Here is a 26,865-nt window from a genome sequence, read left to right as displayed (position 1 = left end):
CGATGAACGCCTCCCTGCCGTCCGAACCGGGTATTCGCGTCAGCCTCTCCGAGCTGATCGAGATGCGTCACCGCGTACGCGAAGTGCAGCTGTTTTCCACGCCGAGCCAGCGCAGCCCGCTGATCGGCCTGCACCACTCCAAATTTCGCGGGCGTGGCGTGGACTTCGATCAGGTCCGGGTCTATCAGGCCGGCGACGACGTGCGCACCATCGATTGGCGCGTGACCGCACGGACTCAGGAACCGCACACCAAGCTGTTCCATGAAGAACGCGAACGGCCGATCTTCATCATGGTCGAGCAAAGCACGCGGCTGTTCTTCGGTTCCGGGTTAATGTTCAAATCGGTGCTCGCGGCGCAGGCGGCGGCGCTGATTGGCTGGGCCGCGCTGGGCCACAACGATCGGGTCGGCGGACTGGTGTTCGGCGACAACGAGCATTACGAAATCAAACCGCGCCGCAGCAAGCAGAGCCTGTTGCAACTGCTCAATCGGCTGGTGAAGGTCAATCAGTCGCTGCACAGCGAGCGGGAGCCGGATCGCGATGCATTTGGCGTGGCGTTGCGCCGGGCCCGTGAAGTGTTGCGGCCGGGCAGTCTGGTGATCGTGATCTGTGACGAACGCGCCCTGAGCGACAGCGCCGAGCAACAACTGAGCCTGCTGTCGCGCCATTGCGACCTGCTGATGCTGCCACTGTCCGATCCACTGGATCACGCCCTGCCCGCCGCCGGACTGCTGAGATTCGCTGAACGCGGCGCGCAACTGGAACTCGACACCCTCAACTTCGACCTGCGCCAGACCTATCGCGCCCAGGCCGAAGCGCGCATCGCCCGCTGGGAACTGCTCGCGCAGAAACTGCGGGTGTTGCTGATGCCGTTGAGCACCCAGAGCGAAATGGTCGAGCAGATGCGCGAGTTCCTCAACCCGCAGCGTCCGGGGAAAGTTCGATGAACGGCCTCGAACAACTGCAACCGCTGATTTCCCCGCCACCGATTGCCTTCTGGCCGCCGGCGCCGGGCTGGTGGCTGCTGCTTCTGTTACTGCCGCTGATCGGCGTCGTGCTGTGGCGTCTGCGCCGTTTCATTCCAATCAAGAAGAAACCCGTCGTGCGCGCCGAAATCCCGCTCGATCCGGTGCGCATCGCCGCACTCGCCGAGCTGGCGCAAATGGCAAAACCCTACGACGGCGCCCCGGCCGGCGCTTGGCTGCAACAGCTCAACGGCTTGCTCAAACGCCTGTGCCGCAACCATTATCCCTACAGCCAGAGTCACACGCTGAATGGGCGCAAATGGCTGGCGTTTCTCGACAACCGCTGCCCCGCCGCCGGCCTGACACGCTGGATGGTGCTGGTCGAAGGCGCGTACAAACCCGAGTGCAAACTCGACGACAAGGCCATCGCCGGCCTGACGCAAGCCGTCGACACGTGGATCCGCAAGCATGTTTGAATTCGCCTGGCCGTGGATCTTTGTGCTGTTGCCACTGCCGTGGTTGATGCGCCTTGTGCTGCCGGTGGCCGACAGCGGCGAACCGGCATTGAAAGTGAGTTTCCTCGGAGACCTCGAGGGCCTCGCCCGCCGCCGTGCCCGGGCCAATCTGCCGGCCTGGCGCCAACAGGCACCGTTCATGCTGCTGTGGCTGTTTCTACTGATCGCCGCCGCCCGCCCGCAATGGCTCGGCGAACCGTTGCCGATTGCCGCCAGCGGCCGCGATCTGCTGGTGGCGGTGGACGTGTCCGGTTCGATGGACTTCCCCGACATGCAATGGAACGACGAGGACGTCAGTCGCCTGTCGCTGGTTCAGCATTTGCTTGGTGATTTCCTGGAAAGCCGCGATGGCGACCGGGTCGGTTTGATCCTGTTCGGTAGTCAGGCTTATCTACAGGCGCCGCTGACGTTTGACCGACGGACCGTGCGCGTGTGGCTCGATGAAGCGCGTATAGGCATCGCCGGCAAGAACACCGCCATTGGCGACGCCATCGGCCTGGCCCTGAAACGCCTGCGCATGCGCCCGGCCCAGAGCCGCGTGCTGATTCTGGTCACCGACGGCGCCAACAACGGCGGCGAAATCGATCCGTTGACGGCCGCACGACTGGCCGCCAATGAAGGCGTGAAAATCTATCCGATCGGCATCGGTGCCGACCCCGAAGAAAGCGGCGCCACGGCACTGCTGGGCGGTAATCCGACTCTCGACCTCGACGAGCCGGCGCTCAAGGCGATTGCCGACGCGACCGGCGGCCGCTATTTCCGCGCCCGCGATGGCAAGGAACTGCAAGCGATCAAGGACACCCTCGACCAACTGGAACCGGTGGCCCAGCAACCGACCCAGGCGCGCCCGGCCCAGGCGTTGTACCAATGGCCACTGGCATTCGCGTTGCTGTTGAGCATGTTGCTGGTCGCCCGTGAATTGTGGCCGGACAACCCATTGCAACGGCTGTTCACCAAGGAGCTGTATCTGCAAAGCCCCCTGCCTGACTGGCGCGAGCGCCTCAAGCGTTTGCGCCTGCGGAGGCGCCGATGATCGCTCTCTGGCCGCACTGGTTCCGTCCGTGGTGGTTGCTGTTGTTGCCGCTGCTCGGCTGGCTGATCTGGCAACTCTGGCACCGGCAGAAACGCGCCGGGCGCTGGCAAATGATTCTGCCGCCGGCGTTCCATGCTGTGTTGCTCAGTGGCGGCAGTGGTCGCGACAGCAAGTTGCCGTGGGTCGCACTGGGCGGCGCGTGGCTGCTGACGATCCTGGCGCTGCTCGGGCCGAGCTGGGAGCGCGTCGAACAGACCAGCCAGAAACCCGCCGACCCGCTAGTGGTGGTGCTGGAACTGACTCCGGAAATGCTCGCCACCGACTCACCGCCGACGCGTCTGGAACAGGCCCGACGCAAGTTGTTCGATCTGCTGCAAGCACGCAGCGATGCACAGACCGCCATCGTGGTTTACGCGGGCAGCGCTCATACGTTGGTGCCGCTGTCGGATGATCTGGCGACCAGTCGTAATCTGCTTGATGCCCTCAAGCCGTCGCTGATGCCGGAAAGCGGCCATCGCGCCGATCTTGCGGTGAGCAAGGCGCTGGCCTTGCTGGAACAAGGCGCACTGGGTCAGGGACGCATCCTGCTGATTGGTTCTTCGCTGTCCGATGAGGAACGTCAAGGCATTCGCCATGCGTTGAGCGGGCAATCGGCGCAACTGTTGATGCTCGGCATCGGCACCGCCGAGGGCGCGCCGATTGCTCAGGAGGACGGCAGTTTCCTCAAGGACGCCCAGGGTGCGATCCGCGTGCCGCAACTCGACAGCCCCGGCCTCGGCGCCTTCCTCAATTCCGTGGGCGGCGAGTACCACAGCGCACGGTTGGATGAGTCGGATCTGCGCAGCCTTGGCCTGCTCAATGGCCCGCGCAGCCTGCGCAACGACGGCCAGACCCTGCGCCTCGATACTTGGGCCGATCAGGGTTACTGGTTGCTATTGCCGTTGTTGCTGCTCGCCGCGTGCGCCGGGCGCCGTGGCTGGTTGTTCTGCCTGCCGCTGCTGTTTTGCCTGCCGCAGCCGAGCTACGCTTTTGATTTCGAGGACCTGTGGCTGCGCCCCGATCAGCAGGGTTTGCATCTGCTCAAGCAGAAGCGTCCGGCAGAGGCGGCGAAACACTTCGAAGATCATCAATGGCAAGGGCTGGCGTTGTACGAAGCCGGCGACTACAGTGGCGCCGCCCAGCGTTTCGCCGAAGGCAGCGATGCCCGCGCCCACTACAATCGTGGCAACGCACTGGCGAAAAGCGGTGAGTTGGAAGCGGCGATCGATGCCTATGAACAGGCCCTGGAATTGCAGCCGGACTTACGTCCGGCACTGACCAACAAGGCGCTGGTGGAAAACCTGCTCAAGCAGAAAAACACCCCGCCGCCGACCGAGCCCGAGAAGCAACCGACGCAGCAAAACGTGCCGGGCGACGAACCACCGCCCGCCACTGCGCCGCCACCGGCGGTCAAGAATGATGCGCCAAGCGAGGCCCAGCCTGCGGAGTCGGCCAGCGAACCACCGCCGACCACCCCGCCGCAGCCAGGTCCCAACGAATTGCCCAACAGCGCGCCGGACGAAGAACAGAACACCAGCCCGACGCTGCGCCCTAGCGAGGACAACCTCGAAGGCGAGCAACGCCAGGCACTGGAACAGTGGCTGGGTAAGATCCCGGACGATCCGGGCGAACTGCTGCGACGCAAATTCTGGTACGAACAGCAACAACATCAGGATCAGGAAAACACTCGATGACCCGTTTCACCGCTCTTTTGCTGCCCCTGCTGATCTGCACGGCCACCGCCCAGGCGGCCGGGCTGACGGCCAGTGTGGATCGCAGTCGCCTGAACTCCGGCGAGACGGTCGAACTCACCCTCGAATCCAACGATGTCACGCAGTTCGGCAAACCGGATCTGACCCCGCTGGAACCGCTGTTCGAAGTGCGCGGCACGCGGCAGGTCAACCAGTTGACCACCCTCAACAACGAGAACCGCGCCACCACCCGCTGGATCATCACCCTGCTGCCGAAACAGAACGGCAGCATGGAAATTCCACCGTTGAAACTGGGCGAAACCGAGAGCCAACCAATCACCGTACAAGTGGTTGAAAGCGACGTTCACGAAGAAAAGAATGCCCTCGATCCGGTGTTCATCGAATCCAGCCTCGACCAGAACAGCGTCTACGTGCAGGCCCAGGCGATCCTGACCCTGCGCATCTACCATTCGGTTTCGCTGTACGACGACAGCAGCGTGACCCCGTTGCAGATCGCCGACGCGCGTATCGAACAACTGGGCGACACGCGCACCTACGAAAAAGACATCAACGGTGTGCGGCATGGCGTGATCGAGATGCGCTATGCGATCTATCCGCAGCACAGTGGTTTGCTGACCACCACCCCGCAGACCTTCAGCGCCACATTGGTCGACACTCAGCCGGCAAAAGATCCCACCGCCCAAGGGCCGAAAACCGGCAAATTGCTGCGGGTCACGTCCTCGGAAATCCCGCTGACCGTCAAACCCAAACCGATCACGTATCCGAGCGATGCGCCGTGGCTGCCGGCCCGCAGCCTGAGCCTGAGCGAGAGCTGGAACCCGGAGCCGGATCACACACAGGTCGGCGACTCTCTGACCCGCAGCCTGACCCTCAAGGTCGAAGGCCTCGCCAGTTCACAGCTGCCCGCCCTGCCCGCCACCGAGGCCAATGGCTTGCGCCGCTATCCGGATCAGCCGGTACTCAACAACCAGAGCAGCGAACGCGGCCTGATCGGCAGCCGTGAAGAACGCGAAGCGCTGGTACCGAGCCGCAGCGGTTCGATCGAACTGCCGACCGTTGACGTGGTGTGGTGGAACACCTTCGAGGATCACCTGGAACACACCAGCCTGCCGGCGCGCACCCTGCAAGTGGTGAACAACCCGAGCCTGCAAGTCGACACCCCCGCCGGCAGCGCTCAACCGCTCAGCGGCGCCGACAGCGAAGCGCTGTGGTGGTGGAAACTCAGCACGCTGATTCTGGCCTGCACCACCCTGCTCGGCTTCGGTCTGTGGTGGCGTGCCCGTTGGCAACCGGCAATCCTGCGCGCCACTCAAACCGGCCCAAGCCCGCGCACCCTGCTCGACGACATCAAACGCGCCAGTCAGGCCAACGACCCACACGCCACCCGCCAGGCCCTCGACGCCTGGGCTCGTCAGCAACCGGAAACCCTCGCGGACATGGCGGCGCGTTTTGTGCCGTTGTCCGACGCCCTGGACGGTTTGAATGGCGCGCTTTATAGCGAGACCGGGCAGCACTGGCAGGGTGAGGATCTTTGGCGGGCAATCCGCACAATTCCAACCGCTGAACGGGTACAGGATCCGGTGGGTGACAGCGGCTTGCCGCCGCTTTATCCCAAATAAGCCGGTTCGCTGCCGAGATAGAATTCGGCATCCAGATGTATCGCCTGTAAAAAAGCAAGATCGTGGGAAACGACAATCAACGCGCCGGTGTATTGATCAAGCATCTGTTCGAGGGCGATTTTGCTGGGCAAGTCCAGATGGTTGTCAGGCTCGTCCAGTAACAGTAATTGTGGTGGCCGTAGCGCGTACAACTCTGCGGCCAGGGCAATTTTCAGACGCTCGCCGCCGCTCAACTGACAGGTTTTGAGCTTCGCCCGATCCGCATCAATACCCATCTGCGCCAACCGCGTTCGCGCTTCGGCTTCGGGCAGTTGCGGATTACTTTCGTAAAGCCACTGCACCGCCGTCCGTTCGGGATGCTGCAGTCCGGCATGTTGATCCAGCCAACCGACATGACAACTGCGTACAACCTCCCCTGCACGCGCGGCAAGTTTTCCGGCGATGACCTGCAATAGCGTCGATTTACCGCTGCCGTTAGTACCCAGAATCGCCACACGCATCGGTCCAGTCAGCGTCAGATTGACAGGTTCCGTGTGGCCAAATGGCAGAACGACATTGATCAATTGCACAATCAGCTTGCCTCTGGGCACCGAGCATTCCGGTGACAACATCACGCGCTGGATCTCTGGTGCACAGCGTGCCCGGGCCTCGGCGATACGTTGCTGTTGTTGTTCGCGGGCCAACTGTTGAGTGAGGCGTAACTTGCCCTGACTGTTTTCGCTGCGCTCCTTTTGCGCGTTGGTAATGATTTTGGTCTGGTTACCGTCACGCGCCTGACGGTCACCGCGAGCATTGCGTCGTTGTTGACGCTCCATCTGCACGACCATCTCACGTTGCTCACGCCGGGCCTGTGCCCGCTCGCCTTGCAATGCCGACTGAAACGCCTGCTGCTCTTGCTCGCGCGTCGCAGAATAATGACTGTAGTTGCCGCCATACACCGCCAGCCCCAAGGGCGAAAGCTCGACAATTTCGTTGACGTGTTCCAGAAGACTGCGGTCGTGGCTGATCAGGATCAGTCCATTGGGCCAGCGCTCGATTTGCTGCGCGAGCTTGTGCTGCTGATCGATATCCAAATGATTGCTGGGTTCATCCAGAATCAGCCAGTCGGCCCTTGATAACCACGCGCCCATCAGCGCCACCCGCTGCCGCTCGCCACCGCTCAGCGTGTCGGTGCAAGAATCGGCACTCAAATGACCGAGGCCGATCTGCTGCAATTCCGCCTCAAGGCGAGTGGCACAATCCCATTGGTCGACCGCCAGTGCGTAGTCGGCATCATCGACGCTGCCTTGGGCAATGCGCGCCAGCGCCGCCAGAACAGGCTCGACCCCGGCCAGCGCGGCGACGGAGGGAAAGCGCTCGGGTTCAAGCAACTGCGCCACCGCGTACACCTGCCCTTCGCGGCGAACGATACCACTGGTGGGCTGTTGTTCACCCGTGAGGAGCCGGCCGAGCAAGGACTTGCCACACCCATTGGCACCCACGATGCCCGTGGCCCTGGAACTGAAGGTGTGGTTCAAGTGATCGAAGAGCACGCGCCCGTCGGGCAGGTTGAACGACACTTGATCAAGTTGCAGTAACCGTTGAGTCATGACACTTCCTTGAATAATCGGCCCGAGGGGCAACGCACCGCTCCCTGGTGATGCGCAACAGCACCCGGCGGATGGGCGATGACCGTGAACACGGCATCTGCCCCTATTTGAAAATGGCCTTCAAAAAGCATACCGGCCCGGATCGACGCTGACAGCTCTTGTGCCACCCTCAACACCAGGCGCCCGGTGGGCCAATGTATCTCGACGAGGCGCGCGGCATCGAAATCAAAATACCGGCCAACCTGCGGAAACAGGGCCTTGAACAGGCTTTCCTTGGCCGAAAAAGCCAGGGTCAACATCTGCTCGAAAGTCCCCTGCGCCGCAAGGTAACGGGCCTCCTGAGGGTCGACGATCGTTGCGCTGATTCTGTTTGCGACCTCGGGTGTCAGCCACGGCTCCAAATCCAGACCGAGCAACCCGACCTCGCAGGTCCTGGCCAGACAACTGAGCGCAATTGACGATGTGTGGCTGATGGAGCCGATCCAGCCGCCCGGCCATATCGGCTGACGATGCGGCCCCGAACCCACCTGCACCGGAGCGAGATTGCGCCCGGCCCACAGATGCTGACTCAACCAGCGTCCGGCCAGGTATTCGGCCTGACGGCCAGTGACCGCCCGGGCAATGGCTGGCGGACAATCAATACCCGCGCAGGCGTACAAACCACGATTGAAATGCCGCAGATCAAACCGCCCCGACACCGCCGTGACTGCCGTCAGGCCCAGGTCCAGCGCTTCGATTTCGGTGAGGAACCCACCCAGTACGCACGGGCCCGGTTCCTGCCGGGTTGGGGTCCGACTGTTCAATGTTGCCGAGCCTTTACAAAGTCGAACAGAAGCTCATTGAAACGTCGCGCAGCAGTCAACGGAATAAAATGCCCCTGATCGGCAAAGACTTCCAGGCGGGCATCCGGCAAACGCTGCAGCAATTCCACATCCGTTCGGGCGATGACGACATCCTGCTGACCGTGAACGATCAACGTCCGTACATCAATGCTCGGCAGTTGCGCGCTGAAATCGAGTGCTCCGAGCATCTGATAATAATGACTCAGCGTACTCATCGATGCGCCGGCCCCCACTTGCTCGGCAATGTTTTGCCGAGGTTCGAGCAAGATGTCCAGGTAGTCGGCATGGGCTTTAAGCTCAGCATTCAACTCGATGGTCTTGCCGAAGATATCATCGCCAAAACGTGCGGCAGTGCTGATCAGGATCATCGATTCGACGATTGCCGGGGCGCGCTGGCCGAGCGCCAGGGCGAGACAACCTCCCAAAGACCAACCCACTACCGGCACCGCACGGCCGCCAAGTTGTTGATTGATGTAAGCCTCGATCTCCAGCACCAGCCCTTCCAGACTGAACCGGCCTTCATCCAGCGGGGTGCCCTGATGACCGGGATAGGACGGGATGTGCAGGGCGAAACCCTGGCGCGTCAGGACGTTGACTTGCTGCATCCAGGCCTGCGCGCTCATGTTCAGCGGTGGCAGCAGTAAAATCGCCCGCCCTTGTCCAGTTTGTGTCCAAGTCATCGGCGTACGACTCATCGGCCTGTCGACGTCCCTGTCGAACGCGATTGTCGATTCGGCTTGCAATCCCTCAACGGCTTCGGCCAGCGCGGCAATGGTTGGAAAATCGAAGACATCGTGAGGCTGCATCCGGCTGGCACCGGCACCCATTCGACCCAACAATTCAATCAACGAAATCGAATCGACACCGTAATCGCGCAGCGAGCGGTTGGTATCAATGTCGGCCTCATCGAATCCGAGCAAACGCGCCAGATCACTTTTCAGCGCCTGCAAAACATTGCCTCGTGGCGAATCCGGCCTGGCAACGGCTGCCTGCGCGGCTATCAGCGCGGTCCCGACCCAGTAGGATTTTCGATCAAAGGGGTAACCCGGCAGGTCGATGCGTGGGTAGCGAACCGTTTGCGCGGTGCTGTACAGCGCCTGATCGTGGCCCGCCAACCAGCGCTGCAAACGCTCCTCAAGCACCGGGTCGCCCAAGGCTTCGCCCCTGAAGCGACCGACGTCGAGTGGCTCTGCTGGTGTCGCCAGCCATTGCCGCAACTGCATCGTCAAAGATTCACGCGTCGAAGCCGTGACAGCCAGACGCAGACGATAGACCTGGCTTCCTTTACCAAGCGCCACACTGAACGCCGCCAATTGATCGTCGGCCAGACCGTCGACAACGCTGAGCATCTGACGGATACGCGCTTGCAGGCTGGCGGAAGATTGCGCGCTGAACAGAAACGCCCAAGGGCCGGCGCTGTGCTGCGGGTCAATCGGACGCGGCACAGGCTTGCCGAGCACCAGATGAGCATTGCTGCCGGTAAACCCGAATGCACTGACACAGGCGTAATCCTTGTCGGATGGCCAGGGCACTGCCTGTTCACTGATTTTGAACCGATCAAGCTGCAGAGCGCTGTTGAGGGACCCCGCCAGAGACTGGCCCGGAATAGTCTCATGACGAAAGATCATCAGCGTCTTGATCACGCTGGCCAGCCCGGAGCACACCAGTGTGTGGCCAATGACGCTTTTCGAAGCGCCCAGGTAGGCGTCATAAGGTTGCTGCTGAGCGCGGAAGCCGTTGACCAGCCCGGCCACTTCTATCGAATCCCCCAACTGTGTGCCGGTCCCATGGGCCTCGACGTAGCCGATACGTCCCACATCGATGCCGTAACGTTGGTAGGAACCGGCGATCAGCGCCGCTTGTGCCTGGCTGTTGGGCGCCATCATGCCGTTACTCATGCCATCGTGGTTGAGGCTGATCGCCTCGATGCTTGCCAGCACCTCCAGACCCAGTTCGCGAGCCTTGTCGGCGTTCATCAACATGATTGCCGCGACACCTTCAGAGGGAACGAAACCGTCGGCCTGGTCACCGAAGGCATCGCAATGCCCCCTCGTCGACAACATGTTCGAGCGTTGGGCAAACTCGAACACCTCTGGGGTGGCAAACACCGAAACCCCCGCCACCAGAGCAGCCTCGCATTCACCGGCACGCAACTGTGCAACGGCGATCTGCAAGGCTGTCAGTGACGATGAACAGGCGGTATCCAGCGTCACCGATGGTCCATGAAAATCGTAGAAATACGACACTCTTCCCGCCAGCGACGAAGCCGCGTTACCCAGAAAGCTGTGGCTGCTGAACGCCGCTTCAGGTTCCTGTGCCAGCAAAAACTTGTAGTCACCGGGCAGGCCGGTGCAAAACACGCCGCACTGCAAGTCACGCAAGGTTTGCAGCGGTACGCCGCCGTCATCCAGAAGATGTTGTACGGTCTCCATCAACAGTCGTTGTTGCGGGTCCATGCAACGCGCCTCGTTGGGCGAGATACGAAAAAACCCCGCATCGAACGCGTCCACCTGTTCCAGCAGGCCACCATAAACTGCCGCCCCGCGCAGAGACTCCCAACGCGTGACCGGTGCGACACAACGCTGGCCGACCATCAGGTTCTGCCAATAGGCCGACAAGGACTCGCTGCCGGGCAAACGGCAGGCCGCCGCGACAATCACCACTTTTTCGCCCGGTGGCGGTTTGATCTGCGTTGTCATGTTGTTCGTCTCGTCCGTGTGCATTGTTCTGCTCCTTTGATTTCAGCGATTGCCCGGCTGAACCTGTGCTTCATCGTCAAACCAATACTGGCGCGTATCGAAGGCATAACCTGGCAAATGCAGGCGGCCAGCCTGCGGGTACAAGGTCCGCCAGGCCACCTGCCCACCCTGCAAATAGCGTTCGCGCAAGTCCGCCCCTTGCTGATCGAGGTCGGCGCCTTCGCTGCCGCGTCCGACCTGGCGAATATCCGGGGGCAGTTCTGCACGCAAAGCCTGCACCAATGCATCGACGGTACGAACGTTCCAGGCCAGACGGTATTCAAAATGCTCACGCCCGGCCCCCAGGGTAAATGCAATGTCGGCCAGAGCCTGGGACTGAACCGAGGGCGACTCAAGGTGCCGCAACAAGGCCCCCTTCATGGCAAGCAACGAGTCGCAACTGCGAGCAGACAAGACGACCAGATGTTCCTCATGGCTCGATGCCTGCGGTGTGGTGGTGCAGGCCGGCGGCTCGCTCAGCACCACATGAGCATTGGTGCCGCCGAAACCGAACGAGCTGATTCCGGCGACGCGCTCCTGCCCCTCCCAGGGCGTATTGCGATCCAGCACTTTGAATGGCGAATGCTCGAAGTCGATGTAGGGATTGAGTGTGCGCAGATGCAAATTGGCCGGCAGCATTCGGTGCTTGAAGGCCAGAATCACTTTGAACAAGGATGCAATGGCAGCGGCGGGCTCCAGGTGACCGACGTTGGTCTTGACCGAGCCGAGCAACACCGTGTCCTTCTGGTCCGGCGCCAGCGTGCGCCAGGCGCCCTTCAAGGCATCGATTTCCACCGGATCGCCCAGGCGGGTGCCCGTGCCATGGGTCTCGATGTAACTGACGCGCGCCGCCAGCTCCGGCGTGTAGGCAGCCAGCAACAAGCGCTTTTGTGCGTTGGGGTTCGGCGCCGTCAGTGAGTGCCCCCGCCCGCCGTGATTCTCCTCGGCGGCTTCAATCACCGCATGAATGCTGTCACCGTCGCGCCGAGCATCGGCCAGGCGCTTGAGCAACAGACTGCCAACCCCCTCCGCACGTACGTAACCATCGGCTTCGCTATCGAAAGTGGCGCAACGAAAGTTTGGCGAGAGCACGCCCATGCTCTGCGCTGCTTCGGTCATGTCGCTGTCGATCAACAAGCTGACGGCACCGGCCAGCGCGTAATCGCACTCCCCACGTTGCAGCGACATGACCGCGCGGTTCACCGCCACCAGCGCACTCGAACAGGCCGTATCGATCGATTGGCTCGGCCCTTCGAAATCGAACAGGTAGGACACCCGGTTAGCCAACATGGCGTGGGCGTTCCCGGTGGCGGCAAAGGGGTGAAAGCTTTGCCCGGATCGCTGCAGTAACGTCTGGTAATCCGTGAACTGGACCCCCGCAAAAACCCCCACCCGTTTCAGCGAGGACGGCGCGTAACCGGCATCGAGCAACGTGTTGTAGCACGCTTGCAAAAACAGTCGGTGTTGCGGGTCCATCAGCATCGCCTCACGCGCCGATATACCGAAAAAACGCGCGTCGAAATGTTCGATATCGGCAATGATTCCGGCGTGACAGTCTTTTTCTGGCCAGCGACGTACCGCCTGGATTGCACTGCGGTTGGCGATCAGTCCCTGCCAGAATCCGGCGATGTCATCGCCGCCGGGCAAGCGGCCGTCCATGCCGATGATCGCAATCCGCTGGTCATGGGCCTCTGTAGCATCACCCGGCATTGTCAGCGTTGCCGAAGCTGACGGAACCCCTGGCACCGATGACGAACCCGCAGTCGCCTGCGCACCGCGCTCATGAAGGTATTCGATCAACTGCGCGACCGAGTTGTAGGTAAACAGGGTATTGGGTGCCATCGGCACGTTGAACTGCGCCTCAATGTCTTGCGCCAATTGCTGCAACATGACCGAATTCAACCCCAGGTCACCAAAACTGCAATGATCATCGATGTTTGCGGTGAGCAATCCGGTCAACGCACTCAACAGCGCCTTGAGCCGCAACTTCAGTGCCTCAGGCGTTGCCGATTCACGGTTTGTTTCAGCGTTGGTCGCTGCGCCGGCTTGCGGCGCCGAGTGGCTGTGCAGTCGGTCGGGAGCAATACTGCGACGGATCTTCTCGCTGTCACCCATGAACGGAGCAATCTGCGTCATGCTCGCGTCCACGCCATCAATCAGCCGCACCAACAGATCGACGCCGACAGCCGGGGTCAACGGTTGCATGCCGTAGTTGTCTTGCAGATAGCGACCCAGGGCAGCGCGATCCGACGCGTCGTCACTGTGTTCCTCAAGCCACAGAGGCCAGTTCACCGACAGGCTCAAACCACGTCGATGCCCCTGCGCGACTTGCCGCTGACGGCCGCCAGCGAACAGGTCCAGATAATGATTGGCCACGGCGTAGTCGGCCTGGCCGACATTGCCGAACAACCCGGACACAGAGGAAAACAACACGAAGAAATCCAGCGCTACATCGGCAGTCGCATGATCGAGATTACGCGTGCCGTTGAGCTTCACCGCAATCACTTTCTGGAAATCTTCCAGTTGTTTATTGCGCAACAGCCCGTCGCGAGTGATGCCGGCAGCATGCAACACGCCGTGCAATGCACCGTGCCTGGCAATGATCGATCTGATCAGATCATTCACAGCAGCGCTATCGCTGATGTCAGCGCTGATGTATTCAACGCTTGCCGGTGCCGCCAACCCGGCCAGCTTGTCGCGCTCAACGTTCCCAGTGGGGCTGCGACCGACCAGCACAACCCTGGCGTCGAACTGCTGGATCAAGCGCGTCGCGACCGCCAGCCCGATAAGGCCCAGACCGCCGGTGATGAGGTAAACGCCCTGGTGGCGAAAACGGCTGCCGGCCGCCACCGGCCAGGGCACTTCACGAACGCGGGACTGCCAACGCTCACCGGCCACATGCCGAGTAGCACTGAAGCCATCGACGGCATTGGCCAGTTCCCCCCGCACAGACACCAGCAGTTCCGGGACACGTTCAAAATCGTGCGCAGCGACGGTCATCGACAGCAACTGGAATTCGGGCTGCTCCATTTGCAACACGCGAAACAATCGGTTCACGGCACCGGCGGCGGGCAGCGGCCAGGCATCCTGACGTTCTTCGTGGACAAAGGCCATCCGGTAGCCCGCCCCTTCAGCACTGATCGCCTTGGCCAGCGTGAACTGCCAGCGCGCCCATGCAGCCTGCATGTCCTCGGCACTACTGTGTACCAGGTTGATCAGCCATGGCCGCTGTACCCTATTGCCCGAGGCATAGCGCTGCAGGACTTGCCGACAATCGTCGATCGAATCACTGCGCACCTGGGCGAAGTGCTCATCCAGGCGCAGACTGTCGCCGAGCGTCACCACAACGATGTGCGGTTGCCCGACCAACGCACGAGATTGCGACGGGCTGCAAAAGACAATGACGCCCTGCCCTTGCGCGCCCGTCGATGGGGGAATCGCTTGCGGCTCCCAGACGGTTTGAAAACACACAGGCTCCGAGATCTTTTCCAGCGCGGCAGTATGCTCGCGGCCAGAGGTCTGCACAGCCGTGACCGTCGGCCCCGAGATGAAGAGTTGGTCATCCCAGTACGACTGTTCTTCAAACGGATAATGAGGCAACGACACTAGCCTGCGGCAATCATGCAGCGCCGCAAAGTTGAGTGTCCCACCCGCCAGATAAGACGCCTGAAGCGGTTGCAACACGGACTGCGACTGAGCGGCAACAGTCTTGTCGGCCGCGGCATCCACCAGCTGTCGGGTGAAGCTCGCCAGGTTGTCGGCAACAAAACAGTGACGGTGGCCAAAGTGTTCACGCGCAACGCCCAGAGTATAGGCAATCGCCGCGAGGCTGGCCTGCGGGTGCTCCTTGAGCCAGGTGCTCAGGTCGTTGATCCGGGCCTTTAGTGCCAAGGGGGTACGCGCTGAAACGGGCAACAGATACTCAGCGTGCGGCTCCGGCGCGTTTGGCGTCGCGATGTACTGCTGAACGATGACATGCGCATTGCTCCCCCCGGCACCGAACGAACTCAGCCCGGCCAGCAGTGGTGCTTCGGCGCTCCAGGGTTCGCGGGTGCGCGGCAGGCGAAAGTCTGTCTCGGCGAGGTTCAGCCAGGGATTTTCGATTTCACAGTTAAGCGTCGGCACTCGCACCTGATGCTGGAACTGCAACAGGATCTTCACCAGTCCAGCCAACCCGGCAGCCGACTCAAGGTGCCCGATATTGCTCTTGATCGACCCGATACAGCGCCGCTCGCCTTGCCGTGTGCCATAGGCTGCGCTTAGCGCATTGATCTCGATGGGATCGCCCAGCCGCGTGCCGGTGCCGTGGGCTTCCACGTAATCGATCTGGCTGGCCTCCACACCCGACTTGCTCAACGCCTGACGAATCACTTGCTCCTGCGCTCTTGCCGAAGGCACGGTAAAACCACTGGAGCGTCCGCCACTATTCAGCGCACTGGCACGAATGACGCCGTGAATCCGGTCGTCGTTGGCTTGTGCGTGGGCCAGCGGTTTGAGCAACAGGGCAACGGCGCCCTCGCCCGGCACATAACCGTCGGCTTCGATACCAAAACTGTGGCAGCGCCCACTGGGACTCAGGAAACGCCCTGCCGAGAGCAATTTGAACTTGCCCGGATGCGGCATGATATTGACCGCACCGACCAACGCCTGAGCGCATTCGCCACTGCGCAAACTGTTGATGGCCAGATGCAGGGCCGTCAGCGACCCCGAGCACATGGTATCGACACACAGGCTCGGCCCTTGAAGATTGAACGTGTAGGAAATGCGGTTGGCGATCGAGGCGAAAGAACTGCTCGTCACTGCACTGGCAGCGTTAAGGTTTTGATAGTGGCCGAACATCGCCGCCGTAAAGACGCCAGTGCTCTCCAGCGGAAAGGCAAAATGCCCGGCGTCTTCCAGCGCATGGTAGGCCATTTCCAGCAGCCGCCGTTCCTGAGGGTCCAGACGCGCGGCCTCAATCGGCGTGATGGAAAAAAAGCCTGGATCGAACTGCTTGGCCCGCCGCAGAAACCCGCCATGGCGACCATAGCTGGTGCCCGGTTGTTTGGGGTCAGCGCAGTAATCGAGCTGCCAGTCCCAGCGCTCAGCGGGAATGACACTGATCGCCTCCGCCCCGGACTCCAGCAACGCCCACAACTGGGCCAGATTGTCCGCCCCGGGAAACTCGCCTGCCACACCGATAATCGCAATATCGTCAGGACGATAGTGAACGCTGGTATCGGACGCAGCATCGCCACCGGCATCGGCCGTCACCTTCGCCGTCACGTCAGCCGGTTTGATCTCTGCCGCCGTTTGCTCCACGGCAGTCTCCAGCACGGCAGCCACCTGCACCGCAAAGCGCTCTGTGAGAAAACGTACGATCTGGCCGATGCTTGAATATTCAAACAACAGTGTCTTGCTGATGTTGACCGGGGTTTGGCTCGACAGGCGTCGTGCCAGTTCGGTGGCAATATTGATACTGGCCACCGAATCCAGGCCACGCTCCAGCAGATTGTCGCCCACCGCCGGAGCGGACAGACCGCTGAAGCGCTGAACCACCTCTTGAACCCACTGTGTCAGGCGCGCCTCAAGGTTGGCCTGTGCACCAGGCACGGACGCAATCGCCTCAACGGCGGGTATGGGCGTCAATGTCTGCACCCTTTCACTGGCAAACGCTGCGGCCAGCGCTCCGGGCTGGGTAGCCAGCAAATAGTCCGTCAATGCGCCGATCGATGAATAATCGAAAATCAGCGCCTTGCTCAGGGAAACTGCGATGCCAGTGGCGTTCAGCCGTTGCTCTACCGCCGAGACAATGCTGATCAGCGCGGACGATGTCACGCCCAGCGCCACCAGCGATGCGTCCTGCGAAACATCGCGCAAACCACTGAAGGTATGAACCAGTGAACCCAGCCACTCACTGACCTGGGCCTGGGCCGGCAGCTGCGCGGCGGCCACTGCGTCGGCGACAGTTTGTCCGTCACTTGATGGGTTCAGCGTGCCCAGTACGGCGCGACTGCCAGCGAAGGCCACCAGCCGTGGCGCGCTCTGATCAAGAATGCCGCGCAATGCCGCCAGCCCCTGCTCATCCGACAAGGGCAGTAACTCACTGCTGCCTTCGGCCATTTGCATGCCTTCGGAAGCCCACAAACCCCAGTTGATCGATTGCCAGCGCGCATGGCCGCCGGGTGCCTGACGACTGACGAAATCGGTCAGCTCATCGATAAAACCGTTCGCAGCGGCGTAGTCAGCCTGACCGACATTGCCCACCAGTCCACTGAGGGAACTGAAGTGACAGACAAAACCTGGCTGTATCAGTGAGTCCAGTGCCCAAAGATTCAGACTGCCGGCAATCTTGGGTAACAGCACTCGCTCGACATCAGCCGGATTTTTATTGATCAACAGGCGATCAGCCGTGGTGCCCGCCAAGTGAAAAACCCCGTCAATGGCGCCATAACGATCCTTGAAATGTTGCAGAGCGCCCGCCAGTGACTGACGGTCTGCTACATCGGCCTGCACATAAGAGGTTACCCCGTGCGCCAGAAGCATCGCGCGTCGCTCGTCATCCACCGGCGAACGACCAACCACACAGACCTTGGCCCGGTACTCGCGAGACAGCCATCGACACAACAACCGACCGACACCGCCACCGCCGCCCGTGACCACGTAGCACGCGTTGGTGCGCAAGGCGGATTCAGCGCTCGCAGCAAGAGGATTGCCCACCGGCTCAAGGTGCTCACGCGCCAGAGTGTGCGCGTCGAAACGGTAGCGAACACCTGGTTGCTGCAAGACCGTGGCAATGGCTTCGGCCAATGTCGAGGTCAGCGCGCCCTCAACGATCAGCGAGGCATATTGCAGGCGAGTCGTTTCCTGGCATGCCGACAACCCGAGGCCATCGAGCACACTCGCGGCCAGCGCATCGTGACGACGCAGCCCAATCAGCGTGATGGCTCTGGACTGCTTGATCAAACCCTTGAGCAGCGCCAGAAAAACCTGAGTGCATTGGCTGACTGCGGAGTATTGCTCAACGGCGGGCGGGCACTCCCCGGACAATGCGCAAAGGACCGTGTGTGCACGGCCGGCGTCGAGGCGTGAGAGGAGTTTTTCCAGTTCATCCGCTGCGGCCAGGCGTTCGATGTCTGTCTGAATGACCGCCAGCCCAGCGGTGCTGCCCCAGCGCGCGAACTCATCACTGTCGGTCAGCAGGACACCGCCGCGCAACGCTGCAACCGACCCGGAAACAATCGGTGTCGGGACGAAATGACGCTTGAAAATATCCATATAAAAAAATCTCTCGGTAACCATCGAAGCCGGCTTGCGGGCAATCCTTCTGTTCGTTTAGCGGATGTATCGCCCGTCCAGATATTTCATTGCCAGCTCGATGTAGTCGGGCCGCGTGGAGTGACGGATGCATTCGAAGAAGAACATTTCCCGGGTCAGCACGCGGATGCCTGCCTGCGCGAAATTGGCCAGCGCATGCTGGTGGTCGAAAAGGTTGCGCGCACTGCACGCATCTGCCATCACACTGACCTCATACCCCGATTCGCGCAGGCCAAGTGCAGACTGCAGCAGGCACACATGTGACTCCGCCCCGGCCAGCACCACCTGGCGCCTGCCGACAGCCTCAAGTGGATGGGCAATGGAGTCATGTGAGCTGCAGTCGAACCAGGTCTTTTCAAGATAAGAGGCGCTGCCCGCTACCTCTTTCAATGCCTGGGACGATGCGCCGAGTTTGCTGTGCTCGATAATCAGCGTCGGCACCTGGAGGGTCTGCGCCACATCGGCGAGCCAGCAGCAGTTGTTCAACACTTGCGTGCCTTCATGCAGCAACGGAATCATTTCCAGTTGCATATTGAAAATAACCACGCAGACGTTGTCGGCCTGGATCAACATAATGAAACTCCCTGTCAGATGATGTGCTCGCTAAACCGCTGAGTCGGCTTAAACGATGACGTCCTTGATGAATTTGTGAGACTGGCTCTTGTGCAGCGAGGTGCCCTTGGCAGCCGCGAACAGCATGTTGGTCAGTGTCGCCTTGAAGCGCTCGGAGGGGCGGTGCACCCCCATCAGATCCTTGATGACATTGAACTGAATGGCCGCCAGATTATTTTCGGCAAAGGGATGGTCGGCACCCAGGCGGTGGGCAATGACCAACCCCGACACCACCGCCCCTTCGTGACCGGTCAGTGAGGTGTCGGTGCCGCAGTACCAGAGTTTCCCCAGCCCCTGAATGCGGCGATAGCGCGACTTCTGGTAGAAGTCGACCGGGCGCAGCTTCGGCAACTTCCAGTGCTGTTCACACACTTGCCGTTCGGGGGAAATGGCCTGTTTGGGGTCGAATGTCACCAACACCGGCTCACGCACATGGGCATAAGGCGCCAGGGCATTGTTGATACGCGTCAGTTGCCCATGATCCGTGCCCTCGAGACCGGCAGGTCGGGAAAACTCGCAGTACTCACCGCGCCCGCCCTCAACCAGCAGCTGTTCATCGGTGTGCAGCACACTGCGGGTCGGCACATAGTCGAAACGCGAAAGAATGTCCCGTTGTTCGGCACTCGGTGCTTCGAGCAACTTGAGAGTGACATCGGCGTGCGTCGCAAAGATCACACTGTCGAAATGTTCAATGCCGCCTTGTTCTGTCTCAACCCGCCAGCCACGACCGGCCTCCTTGCGTACTTGCCGTATCGGGCAGGCAAGGCGTACGCGCGCCCCCAGTATCTCGCCCAGCAGGCGCAGATAGCCGTCGATGCCGCCCTTGGCCTTGCGCCAGACACCCGGCGTGAAGAACGACAACAGGCTCATGTTGAACGAAACCGCGACGTACATGAGCGTGTATTCCAGCGAGGGTGCGTTGCATCCGGAAAACGTCGTCAACAGGGGCAGCAATGCCTGCTGTTTAAAGGCTTCGGAGTAGTTGCGCTCGGCGAGGAACTGTCCGATGTTGAGTTTCTTGTAGCGCGGATCTCCTTCGCTGAGCACCTGGGTCATGTCCAGATGAAAACGGTCGATCTCATCGGCCAGTTCCTCGCGCAGGTGCCCGCGGCCGTGCAGGTTGCTCCAGGCATTGTCGACCCCGGGAAATGCTGCGCGAAACGACATGGGCGCGATGTAGGTCTCGATGCCCAACTGCTGCAGCATCGCGAACAGGTTGGGGGCCAGACGTTCGTTGAAATATTCGACTCCCATGTCGACGTGCAACGTGTCCTCACCGACATTGAAATGGTGGGTATAGGCGTGCCCCCCCAATCGCGGGCCAGCCTCGAACAGAGTGACATCATGTAGTGTGTGCAACTGCCAGGCGGCCGTCGTACCTGCGGCGCCACCGCCAATAATCGCAATCCTTTCGCGTTTCATATCGACCTCATCCGTGTCTTCAAGCGCTGTTCAGTGGTGCGCAAGCAATTGCGCGTTCAGACGGGTCAAGACCTGGCCCGGTCCTATTTCCTCGAAGGCAATATCGTCAAAGCGTGAACACAAGGCGCGAATGCTTTGGGTCCAACGCACCGGACGCACCAGTTGCAGGGCCATTTCTTCCAGTAAATGCGCCTGACCGAGGCGTTCGCCGCTCGTGCTGGAAACTACCCGTCCATCGGGAGAACCCAGCGTCTGCTGTTGCAGGAACGCGACATAGTTCAACCGGGCCGGCTCCATGTAGCGGGAATGGAACGCCCCGCTGACGGGAAGCCGCACACATCGCAAGCCATGCTGTTCCAGCGCTTTGCACGCCGCGTCGATGTCCTCGGCCTTGCCGCTGATCACGGCCTGCACCGGGCTGTTGTAGTTGGCGACATCAATTTGATGAAACTGATGTTCAAGCAGCAGCTCGGGCAAACGCTCGACGTTGTCGCCGATGATCGCCGCCATCGCCCCACCCTGCACCGCCGCCATCAACTCGCCTCGCTTGGCCACCAGGCGCAGGCCGGTCGCCAGGTCGAAAGCCCCGGCGCCGAACAATGCGGCATACAAACCCAGGCTGTGCCCGATCAGTAACTGGGGCAAGTCGCCGCCCTGCTGTTGACGATCAAGCCAGGCCAGACAACTGACGAAGAAAATCGCCGGTTGGGTATAGGCCGTCGAGTTCATCCGGGCAGCATCATCGCCCTTGCACAGAGCAGTGATCGAATAACCGAGAATCTCGTCGGCGATTTCGCATTGCAGTGCATAGCGGGCGAATAACTCCCGCCCCATACCAGGGGACTGTGATCCCTGGCCGGGAAACATACCTATCAACATGAGCGTTCCTCTCTTAATCGAGGTCGAAGGCGACGATCCGGGACGGCCGGTGAACCGCCGAAAAATCACGTTCGACGCCGGCAGGACGCACGGTTTTCAACGCGTTTTCATGCACCACCACCGACGTCAACTCGCGCATGACAATCAGCGGACTGCCCTGGCCATCACTAAACAGCAAATCGAAAGTGACCGAGCGATCACCGGGCTGCGCCGGGCGCATCACGCAATGACAGAACACCGCTTCATGCTGCGGAATACGCAACACCTGAAACTCGCCCAAGTGGTACGGCACCAGCAGTTCATCGGCACCCAGCCCCTGCAATTGCGGGATCAAAATAGCGGTTTGCAAGCCACCGTCGATCAGGGCCGGCGAGATCCGATAACCCCAGTCACGCCCCACATCAATCAATGTCCTGACACTGCTCGACCCTACCTTTGCCCATCGCAGAGGCCGCAGATCTTCGCCGTAGCGATAACCCAGATCAGTGAACTGCCGGTAAATCTGCTGGTGTTCCAGCAAGTTCGTCGAGGTGTCGGCAGCCGGCCAGTTCAGCCGTGAAGGTTCGACTGCCGGTTGCAGCAGGCCTTCGCAGTAAATCTGTGCGTGGTCCAGTGAGCGCAACTCGAAGCGCTCGCCGTTGATGTCCAGCAGCACATCATCCAGATCACGTATGACACTGCGCCAGGTCACGGCCTTCAGGCTCACGTCGCGGCGGCTCTCCAGGCAATGTGCAAGTGCCCACGCCGCCGGTGCGATTTCGCTGCCGAGAATCGAATGCTGACGCACCAGATCATTGGCATGATGGAACGCACTTTGACTCGACTTGACCCACGACCGGGTTTTTTCGAACGGATAACCGGGCAACGAGATGACCTCGCGTCGTGCAAAGAATGCCGACCACGCAATGTCCTGGCCCGCCTTGAATGCCTGCACCCGCTCAGCCGCCTGCGCCGCCGTCAACGAAGCGGAACCGACCGGCACAGCAATCGAAGCGGGATCGACCGGGGCAGTATGTGCCGACGCACGCTGCTGCAGGTCTTCACGCAGCAGGCTCAATAACTGTGCCTTGCTGGAGAACACGTAACCTTCGCGGTGGGCGAAGTGTTCCCGTGCACAACACAAGGTGTAGCTGAGCGCACCGAGCGCCGGATCGTGCTGCTCCAGCCAGTCGTGCAGCGCATCGATTTGCCGTTGCAAACCCGCCTCGGTACGCGCCGACAACAGCGCGATGTTCACCTCGCCCGCGGGTTGGGCCACCGGCGCCGGCACCGATTGCAACACCGCGTGGGCATTCGCCCCGCCCGCGCCAAACGAGCTCACCGAACCGTACAGGGTGCCGTTCGCCGACAGGACCGTGGGCTGCCGAACCAGATAAAACGGCGTACTGGCGAGGTTCAACAGTGGGTTGATCTGCTGCGCGTTGATCGAAGGTGCCAACGTGCGAGCCTGTAATTGTTTGAGTACCTTGATGACACCGGTCATCCCCGCTGCCGACTCCAGATGCCCGACATTGCCCTTTACCGAACCGATGGCGACCGAACCCGGTGTGAGTCCGTCGAACACGCTGCTCAAACCTCGGATCTCGATCGGATCACCCAACTCGGTACCGGTGCCATGCGCTTCGACAAAATCGATATCGGCCGCCGTCAGCCCGGCACGTTCAAGTGCCTTGTCGACGACCCGCGACTGCGCTTGAGGATTGGGCGCCGAGTATCCGTTGGATTGGCCACCGGCATTGATCGCAGTACCACGGATCACCCCATAGATACGGTCATTGGCGCGGATCGCTTCGGCATAGGGTTTGATCAGAATCGAGCAGACGCCCTCACCGTCGACGAAACCATCCGCTTCTGAGCCAAACGGGCTGCAGGTGCCTGAGCGCGAAAGCATGTGCAGGCTGCAGAGCTGCTCGTAATGGCGTGGGTTGACGATCAGGTTGACCCCTCCGACGAGTGCCTGACTGCAATCGCCATTGCGCACAGCCTGGCAGGCCAGGTGCAGCGCGGTCAGCGAAGCCGAACAGGCTGTGTCGATGGCCATGCTCGGCCCCTTGAGATCGAACAGATAGGAAACACGATTGGCAATTGACCAGAACAGCGACGTTGGCATCGGGTCTTTCGGGTCTTCAGGACGATGCCAGGCATAACCGCCATTCATCACCCCGACAAAAACGCCGGTCTCACTGCCTTTGAGATCTGCGCGCCGATAACCCGCATCGGCGAACGTCTGATAAACGTTCTGCAGAAACAGGCGTTCCTGCGGATCCATGCGCTGAGCTTCGAGCGGGGTGATACTGAAAAACGAATAGTCGAACGCGTCGACATCCCGCACAAATCCACCTGCCGAGGTGTAACTCCCGCCTTCAAGTGGACTGCGTGGGTTCTCGAAGCCTTTCAGTGGCCAGCGTTGCGCAGGAATTGTGGCGGTGCACTGCCGCCCGGCCAGCAGATTCGCCCAGAACGCTTGCACATCGTCAGCATCGGGAAACTGCCCTGCCACACCGACGACTGCCAGGTCATCGGCACGTGCCTGCAACGCGGTGTCCATGCCGTCACCCGAAACAGCGGCCTGAACCGGCTCGCCCGGCACATCTGTTGTCATCGATGCAGGCCCCGTTACTTGCGGCGCGACGGCATCGGGGTAGTGCTGCTCAAGGTAGGTCGCCAACCGCTCGACTGTCGGATACTCGAACAGCAATGTCGCCGGCAAATAACCAAACCGCTCTCGCAACGGTTTGAGCAACTCCAGAGAAATGATCGAATCAATGCCGTATTCCTTGAACGGCACCGTGTCTTCCAATTCGTCGGGCTCCATCAACATTGTCTCGGCGATCACCTGGCGCAGGAACACCCTGGCCTGTTGCGATGAGGCTGCCGGCGCGGGTGCTGTCGGCATGACGACAGCGGCTGCGTGCTCTGTGCCAGGGGCCGGATCCGGCATGGCGCCGGCCGCGCGCTGCACCTGCTCACTGAACTCCGTCAGAAAGTGCTCTGCCAGACGCGAGATAGTCGGATGTTCGAACAACACGGTGGCCGGCAAGTAACCCAGGCTTTCCTTGAAGGGCTTGAGCAACTCCATTGCAATCAACGAATCGACGCCGTATTCGTTGAAAGGCTGGTTCACATCGATTTCGTATTCGTAGGCGTGCAGCACATCAGCGATCACCCGGCGAACCCAGTGCTCGACCTTCGTGCGCGAATCACCGCCGAAGTCAACGCTCGGAGCGGCGCCGGCCACTGGAGCAGACACAACGCCGGCGGGTTCCAGTCTGGCAACGAGCACCTGTTGATCTTCAGTGCCGTGACCCATCGTTGCGCTGAAGCCGGCCTCGCGCAGCAAGGACTGCCAGGTCGCGGCGGCCACCAGCGGGCTGTTGGGAATCCGGTAAGGATCAACACTCAACCACCAGCCTTCGGTCAGGCCAAACGTCAATGTGGCGTAGTCCTGGCAGGAGGTTATTTCGTTGAGAATAAAGATGCCGCCAGGCGCCAGCCGATCACGAACGTTGGCCAGCGTCGCCGGAAGATCGGCAGTCGCATGGATGACGTTCGTCGCAATAATCACGTCATAGCGCTGGTCGTTGGTGGGCGGCCGGGCGATATCGCACAGTTCGTACCGTACGAATCCGTATTCGGAAAAACGCGCGCGTGCCTTGTTCAAAAAGGCATGTGAGAGGTCAGTAAACGTGTAAGTGGCCTCGCTTCCGCGCAGCACCGGAAGTACAAACTGACAGGTACTGCCGGTACCCGCGCCCACTTCAAGCAACTGCAAGGGACGAGCTTGCTGACGGACAAATCTGTCGACGACCTGCGCCACGATATTGTTGAAATAGTCCGCCAGCGGATTGTCACGGTACACCGGCTCGACCAGCGCAAAGCTGCCTTCGGGAAACAGCACCGTCAAAGGGTCGATTTCGCCGCTGAGTATTTGTGGATAGCGCGCCAGGCAAGCGTCAAGCAATGTGACATGCCCGGCACTTTGCGGAAATTCACTGAGCAATTGTTCACGGGTGGGGCCGTCACTGGGCGAGATGGCGTTGATGGCCGCCACCAGTTTGGCGTGCCGAGGCACCGTGACCGCTGGAATGGTGGTCTGCGCCAGACGTGCTCGGGCGTAGTTTTGCAACCCGAGGGACAAGCCGATATTGCGCCGCACCGCCTCGCTGTGAGGATCAAACGTCGGGACAATTGCAGTCAGCAGCGCAAGCGAATCGCTCACCGGGGACGCGGTCGCGACGTCGGGATGAGGGGTGATGCGTAACCGCTGCAAGGCTTGCGTTGACGCTTTGACCACGCTGATCTGAGGGACGGCACTGTGCAGCAACGCTTCGATGATCGCCAGGCCTTCCGGCGCTTCGATCGAGCCGATCTGCAGTTTTTGCATCCGCTCACGATAAAGGGGCGACGCCACAATGCCGATGGAACCCCAATAACCCCAGTTGATGACTTTGGTGTTTACCATCAGTACATCGCGCAACAGCCCCCCCAGTGCGTCCTTGCTGACACAGGCTGCGGTGTAGTTGGCCTGGCCGGCATTGGCAATGTAGGACTGGATCGAGGAAAACAGCAGGACAAAATCGAAGTCACGGCCACGTACCGCATTGAGCAGATTGACCATGCCGTGCAACTTCGGCTCCAGCACACGCATTAACGCCTGCTCGGTCATGTTGCTCAGCACCGCATCATCGAGCAGCAATGCCGAGTGAATGATCCCGTCTATTTGCGGGTAACGCGCCATCAGCGCCGTGACGGCGGCCGCATCAGTCAGGTCGACCTGCTCATACACCACACTGGCGGCCTGGGGACGCAGGGCCGCGAGCAGTTCATCGGCGTTGGCGCGACGACCGACGAGAATCAGACGAGCCTGGTAACGACTGGCCAGGTAGTGGGCGAGCATGCTGCCCAGACCACCCGCGGCGCCGAATATCAGGTAGGTGCCTCCCTGCTTGAACCCCTTGGCCGAGTCGACAGGCGTCAGCGGTTGCGCAACCAGTGTCGGTGTCCACCATTGCTGGTGATCAAGGCTGACCGGTTGCCCGCTCTCGACCGGAAAGTGTCCCTGCAACGCCGCCCGAAAATGCTCCGCTGTGAACGCTGCCAGGGAGAAACAACGCACGTCCCAGCCACTGAACTCCTTGGCCGCCGTTTGCCCCAGCCCCATGTAGACACTGTCAACCGGATGGGTCGGTGCTTCGGCAGCCGGTGACACGATCGACTTGACCGTCACGATATCCAGCCGCAGATGCGCCAGACCCGCCAACCGTTTGTTCATCTGCAGAAAGAGTTTTATCGCCTGATCATCGACACCGTCTCGCCACGGCGTAACCGACATGAAGACAATGCGCGAAACCGCACCGCTCTCGACCATCCCCCCTGCCCGCTCGACGTTTTCAGCCGTGAGCAATAACGACTGGGCCTCGGGTAACCACTGTTTGAGCGCATCGAAGGTCGCGGTCTGTGCGGCTGGCACCACAACCAGAATGTCACGTTCGATGCAGGGGCGAGTGTCGAGCTGAAGCTTCGAACACTGCCACTTCGGTGCGTACACCAATGATGCAACCTGGGAGAACGGAAGAACGGGCTGGCTCATGTTTCACCTCCATA

Annotated in this window: 13 protein-coding genes; 5 read left to right on the top strand and 8 right to left on the bottom strand. The window is 60.9% G+C overall.

Annotated elements, in window-relative coordinates:
• The first annotated feature begins 2 nt into the window (after positions 1–2).
• From JJN09_RS26810 to JJN09_RS26790, 5 genes are read left to right on the top strand one after another with little or no spacing between them, the layout of a single operon-like run.
• Positions 3–947 carry a DUF58 domain-containing protein gene (locus tag JJN09_RS26810; protein ID WP_249484457.1) on the top strand — a complete coding sequence of 315 codons (945 nt, stop codon included), beginning with the start codon at positions 3–5 and terminating at the stop codon, positions 945–947.
• Complete coding sequence (locus JJN09_RS26805; RefSeq protein ID WP_249484456.1) at positions 944–1,441, top strand: DUF4381 domain-containing protein; 498 nt, start codon at positions 944–946, stop codon at positions 1,439–1,441. The genes JJN09_RS26810 and JJN09_RS26805 overlap by 4 nt, the downstream gene beginning before the upstream one ends.
• Positions 1,434–2,513: a VWA domain-containing protein gene (locus JJN09_RS26800; protein WP_249484455.1), complete on the top strand. Its 1,080-nt coding sequence runs from the start codon at positions 1,434–1,436 to the stop codon at positions 2,511–2,513. The genes JJN09_RS26805 and JJN09_RS26800 overlap by 8 nt, the downstream gene beginning before the upstream one ends.
• Positions 2,510–4,246 carry a VWA domain-containing protein gene (locus JJN09_RS26795; RefSeq protein ID WP_249484454.1) on the top strand — a complete coding sequence of 579 codons (1,737 nt, stop codon included), beginning with the start codon at positions 2,510–2,512 and terminating at the stop codon, positions 4,244–4,246. Before JJN09_RS26800 ends, JJN09_RS26795 begins: the two co-directional genes overlap by 4 nt.
• On the top strand, positions 4,243–5,883 hold the full coding sequence (locus JJN09_RS26790; RefSeq protein WP_249484453.1) for a BatD family protein: 1,641 nt from the start codon (positions 4,243–4,245) through the stop codon (positions 5,881–5,883). Before JJN09_RS26795 ends, JJN09_RS26790 begins: the two co-directional genes overlap by 4 nt.
• Here the strand turns inward: JJN09_RS26790 and JJN09_RS26785 are convergent.
• The 8 genes from JJN09_RS26785 to JJN09_RS26750 are packed head-to-tail and all read right to left on the bottom strand — an operon-like array spanning position 5,871 to position 26,851.
• Positions 5,871–7,472, bottom strand: coding sequence for an ABC-F family ATP-binding cassette domain-containing protein (locus tag JJN09_RS26785; protein WP_249484452.1), 1,602 nt, complete (start codon positions 7,470–7,472; stop codon positions 5,871–5,873). The two genes, JJN09_RS26790 and JJN09_RS26785, sit on opposite strands and share 13 nt — an antisense overlap.
• A complete protein-coding gene (locus JJN09_RS26780; RefSeq protein ID WP_249484451.1) occupies positions 7,469–8,275 on the bottom strand; it encodes a 4'-phosphopantetheinyl transferase in 807 nt (268 codons plus the stop codon). Before JJN09_RS26780 ends, JJN09_RS26785 begins: the two co-directional genes overlap by 4 nt.
• Entirely contained in the window at positions 8,272–11,013 is a 2,742-nt protein-coding gene (locus JJN09_RS26775; RefSeq protein ID WP_249484450.1) for an alpha/beta fold hydrolase, read from the bottom strand. Before JJN09_RS26775 ends, JJN09_RS26780 begins: the two co-directional genes overlap by 4 nt.
• Positions 11,014–11,055: 42 nt before the next feature.
• Positions 11,056–18,309, bottom strand: a complete 7,254-nt coding sequence (locus tag JJN09_RS26770; protein WP_249484449.1) for an SDR family NAD(P)-dependent oxidoreductase — start codon at positions 18,307–18,309, stop codon at positions 11,056–11,058.
• A gap of 57 nt (positions 18,310–18,366) precedes the next feature.
• Positions 18,367–18,921, bottom strand: a complete 555-nt coding sequence (locus tag JJN09_RS26765; protein ID WP_249484448.1) for an isochorismatase family protein — start codon at positions 18,919–18,921, stop codon at positions 18,367–18,369.
• Between the two features lie 48 nt (positions 18,922–18,969).
• On the bottom strand, positions 18,970–20,382 hold the full coding sequence (locus JJN09_RS26760) for an FAD-dependent oxidoreductase (RefSeq protein WP_249484447.1): 1,413 nt from the start codon (positions 20,380–20,382) through the stop codon (positions 18,970–18,972).
• Positions 20,383–20,412: 30 nt separating this feature from the next.
• The gene (locus JJN09_RS26755; protein WP_302852069.1) at positions 20,413–21,249 is read right to left on the bottom strand and encodes an ACP S-malonyltransferase; all 837 of its coding nucleotides are present in this window, start codon (positions 21,247–21,249) and stop codon (positions 20,413–20,415) included.
• Between the two features lie 25 nt (positions 21,250–21,274).
• Positions 21,275–26,851, bottom strand: a complete 5,577-nt coding sequence (locus tag JJN09_RS26750) for an SDR family NAD(P)-dependent oxidoreductase (protein ID WP_249484445.1) — start codon at positions 26,849–26,851, stop codon at positions 21,275–21,277.
• Positions 26,852–26,865: the final 14 nt, after the last annotated feature.

Origin of the sequence: Pseudomonas sp. HS6, from assembly GCF_023375815.1 — a bacterium.
Taxonomy (GTDB): Bacteria; Pseudomonadota; Gammaproteobacteria; order Pseudomonadales; family Pseudomonadaceae; genus Aquipseudomonas.
The sequence above is the reverse complement of the archived record's forward strand: the minus strand, read 5'-3'. Positions and strand labels throughout refer to the sequence as shown.

Bases quoted from the DNA above. Each gene is read 5' to 3' on its own strand.
- JJN09_RS26805 (WP_249484456.1), top strand. From the start codon at position 944: ATGAACGGCCTCGAACAACTGCAACCGCTGATTTCCCCGCCACCGATT.
- JJN09_RS26750 (WP_249484445.1), bottom strand. From the start codon at position 26,851: ATGAGCCAGCCCGTTCTTCCGTTCTCCCAGGTTGCATCATTGGTGTAC.
- JJN09_RS26760 (WP_249484447.1), bottom strand. From the start codon at position 20,382: ATGAAACGCGAAAGGATTGCGATTATTGGCGGTGGCGCCGCAGGTACG.
- JJN09_RS26795 (WP_249484454.1), top strand. From the start codon at position 2,510: ATGATCGCTCTCTGGCCGCACTGGTTCCGTCCGTGGTGGTTGCTGTTG.
- JJN09_RS26775 (WP_249484450.1), bottom strand. From the start codon at position 11,013: ATGACAACGCAGATCAAACCGCCACCGGGCGAAAAAGTGGTGATTGTC.
- JJN09_RS26785 (WP_249484452.1), bottom strand. From the start codon at position 7,472: ATGACTCAACGGTTACTGCAACTTGATCAAGTGTCGTTCAACCTGCCC.
- JJN09_RS26800 (WP_249484455.1), top strand. From the start codon at position 1,434: ATGTTTGAATTCGCCTGGCCGTGGATCTTTGTGCTGTTGCCACTGCCG.
- JJN09_RS26755 (WP_302852069.1), bottom strand. From the start codon at position 21,249: ATGTTTCCCGGCCAGGGATCACAGTCCCCTGGTATGGGGCGGGAGTTA.
- JJN09_RS26765 (WP_249484448.1), bottom strand. From the start codon at position 18,921: ATGTTGATCCAGGCCGACAACGTCTGCGTGGTTATTTTCAATATGCAA.
- JJN09_RS26810 (WP_249484457.1), top strand. From the start codon at position 3: ATGAACGCCTCCCTGCCGTCCGAACCGGGTATTCGCGTCAGCCTCTCC.
- JJN09_RS26790 (WP_249484453.1), top strand. From the start codon at position 4,243: ATGACCCGTTTCACCGCTCTTTTGCTGCCCCTGCTGATCTGCACGGCC.
- JJN09_RS26770 (WP_249484449.1), bottom strand. From the start codon at position 18,309: ATGGATATTTTCAAGCGTCATTTCGTCCCGACACCGATTGTTTCCGGG.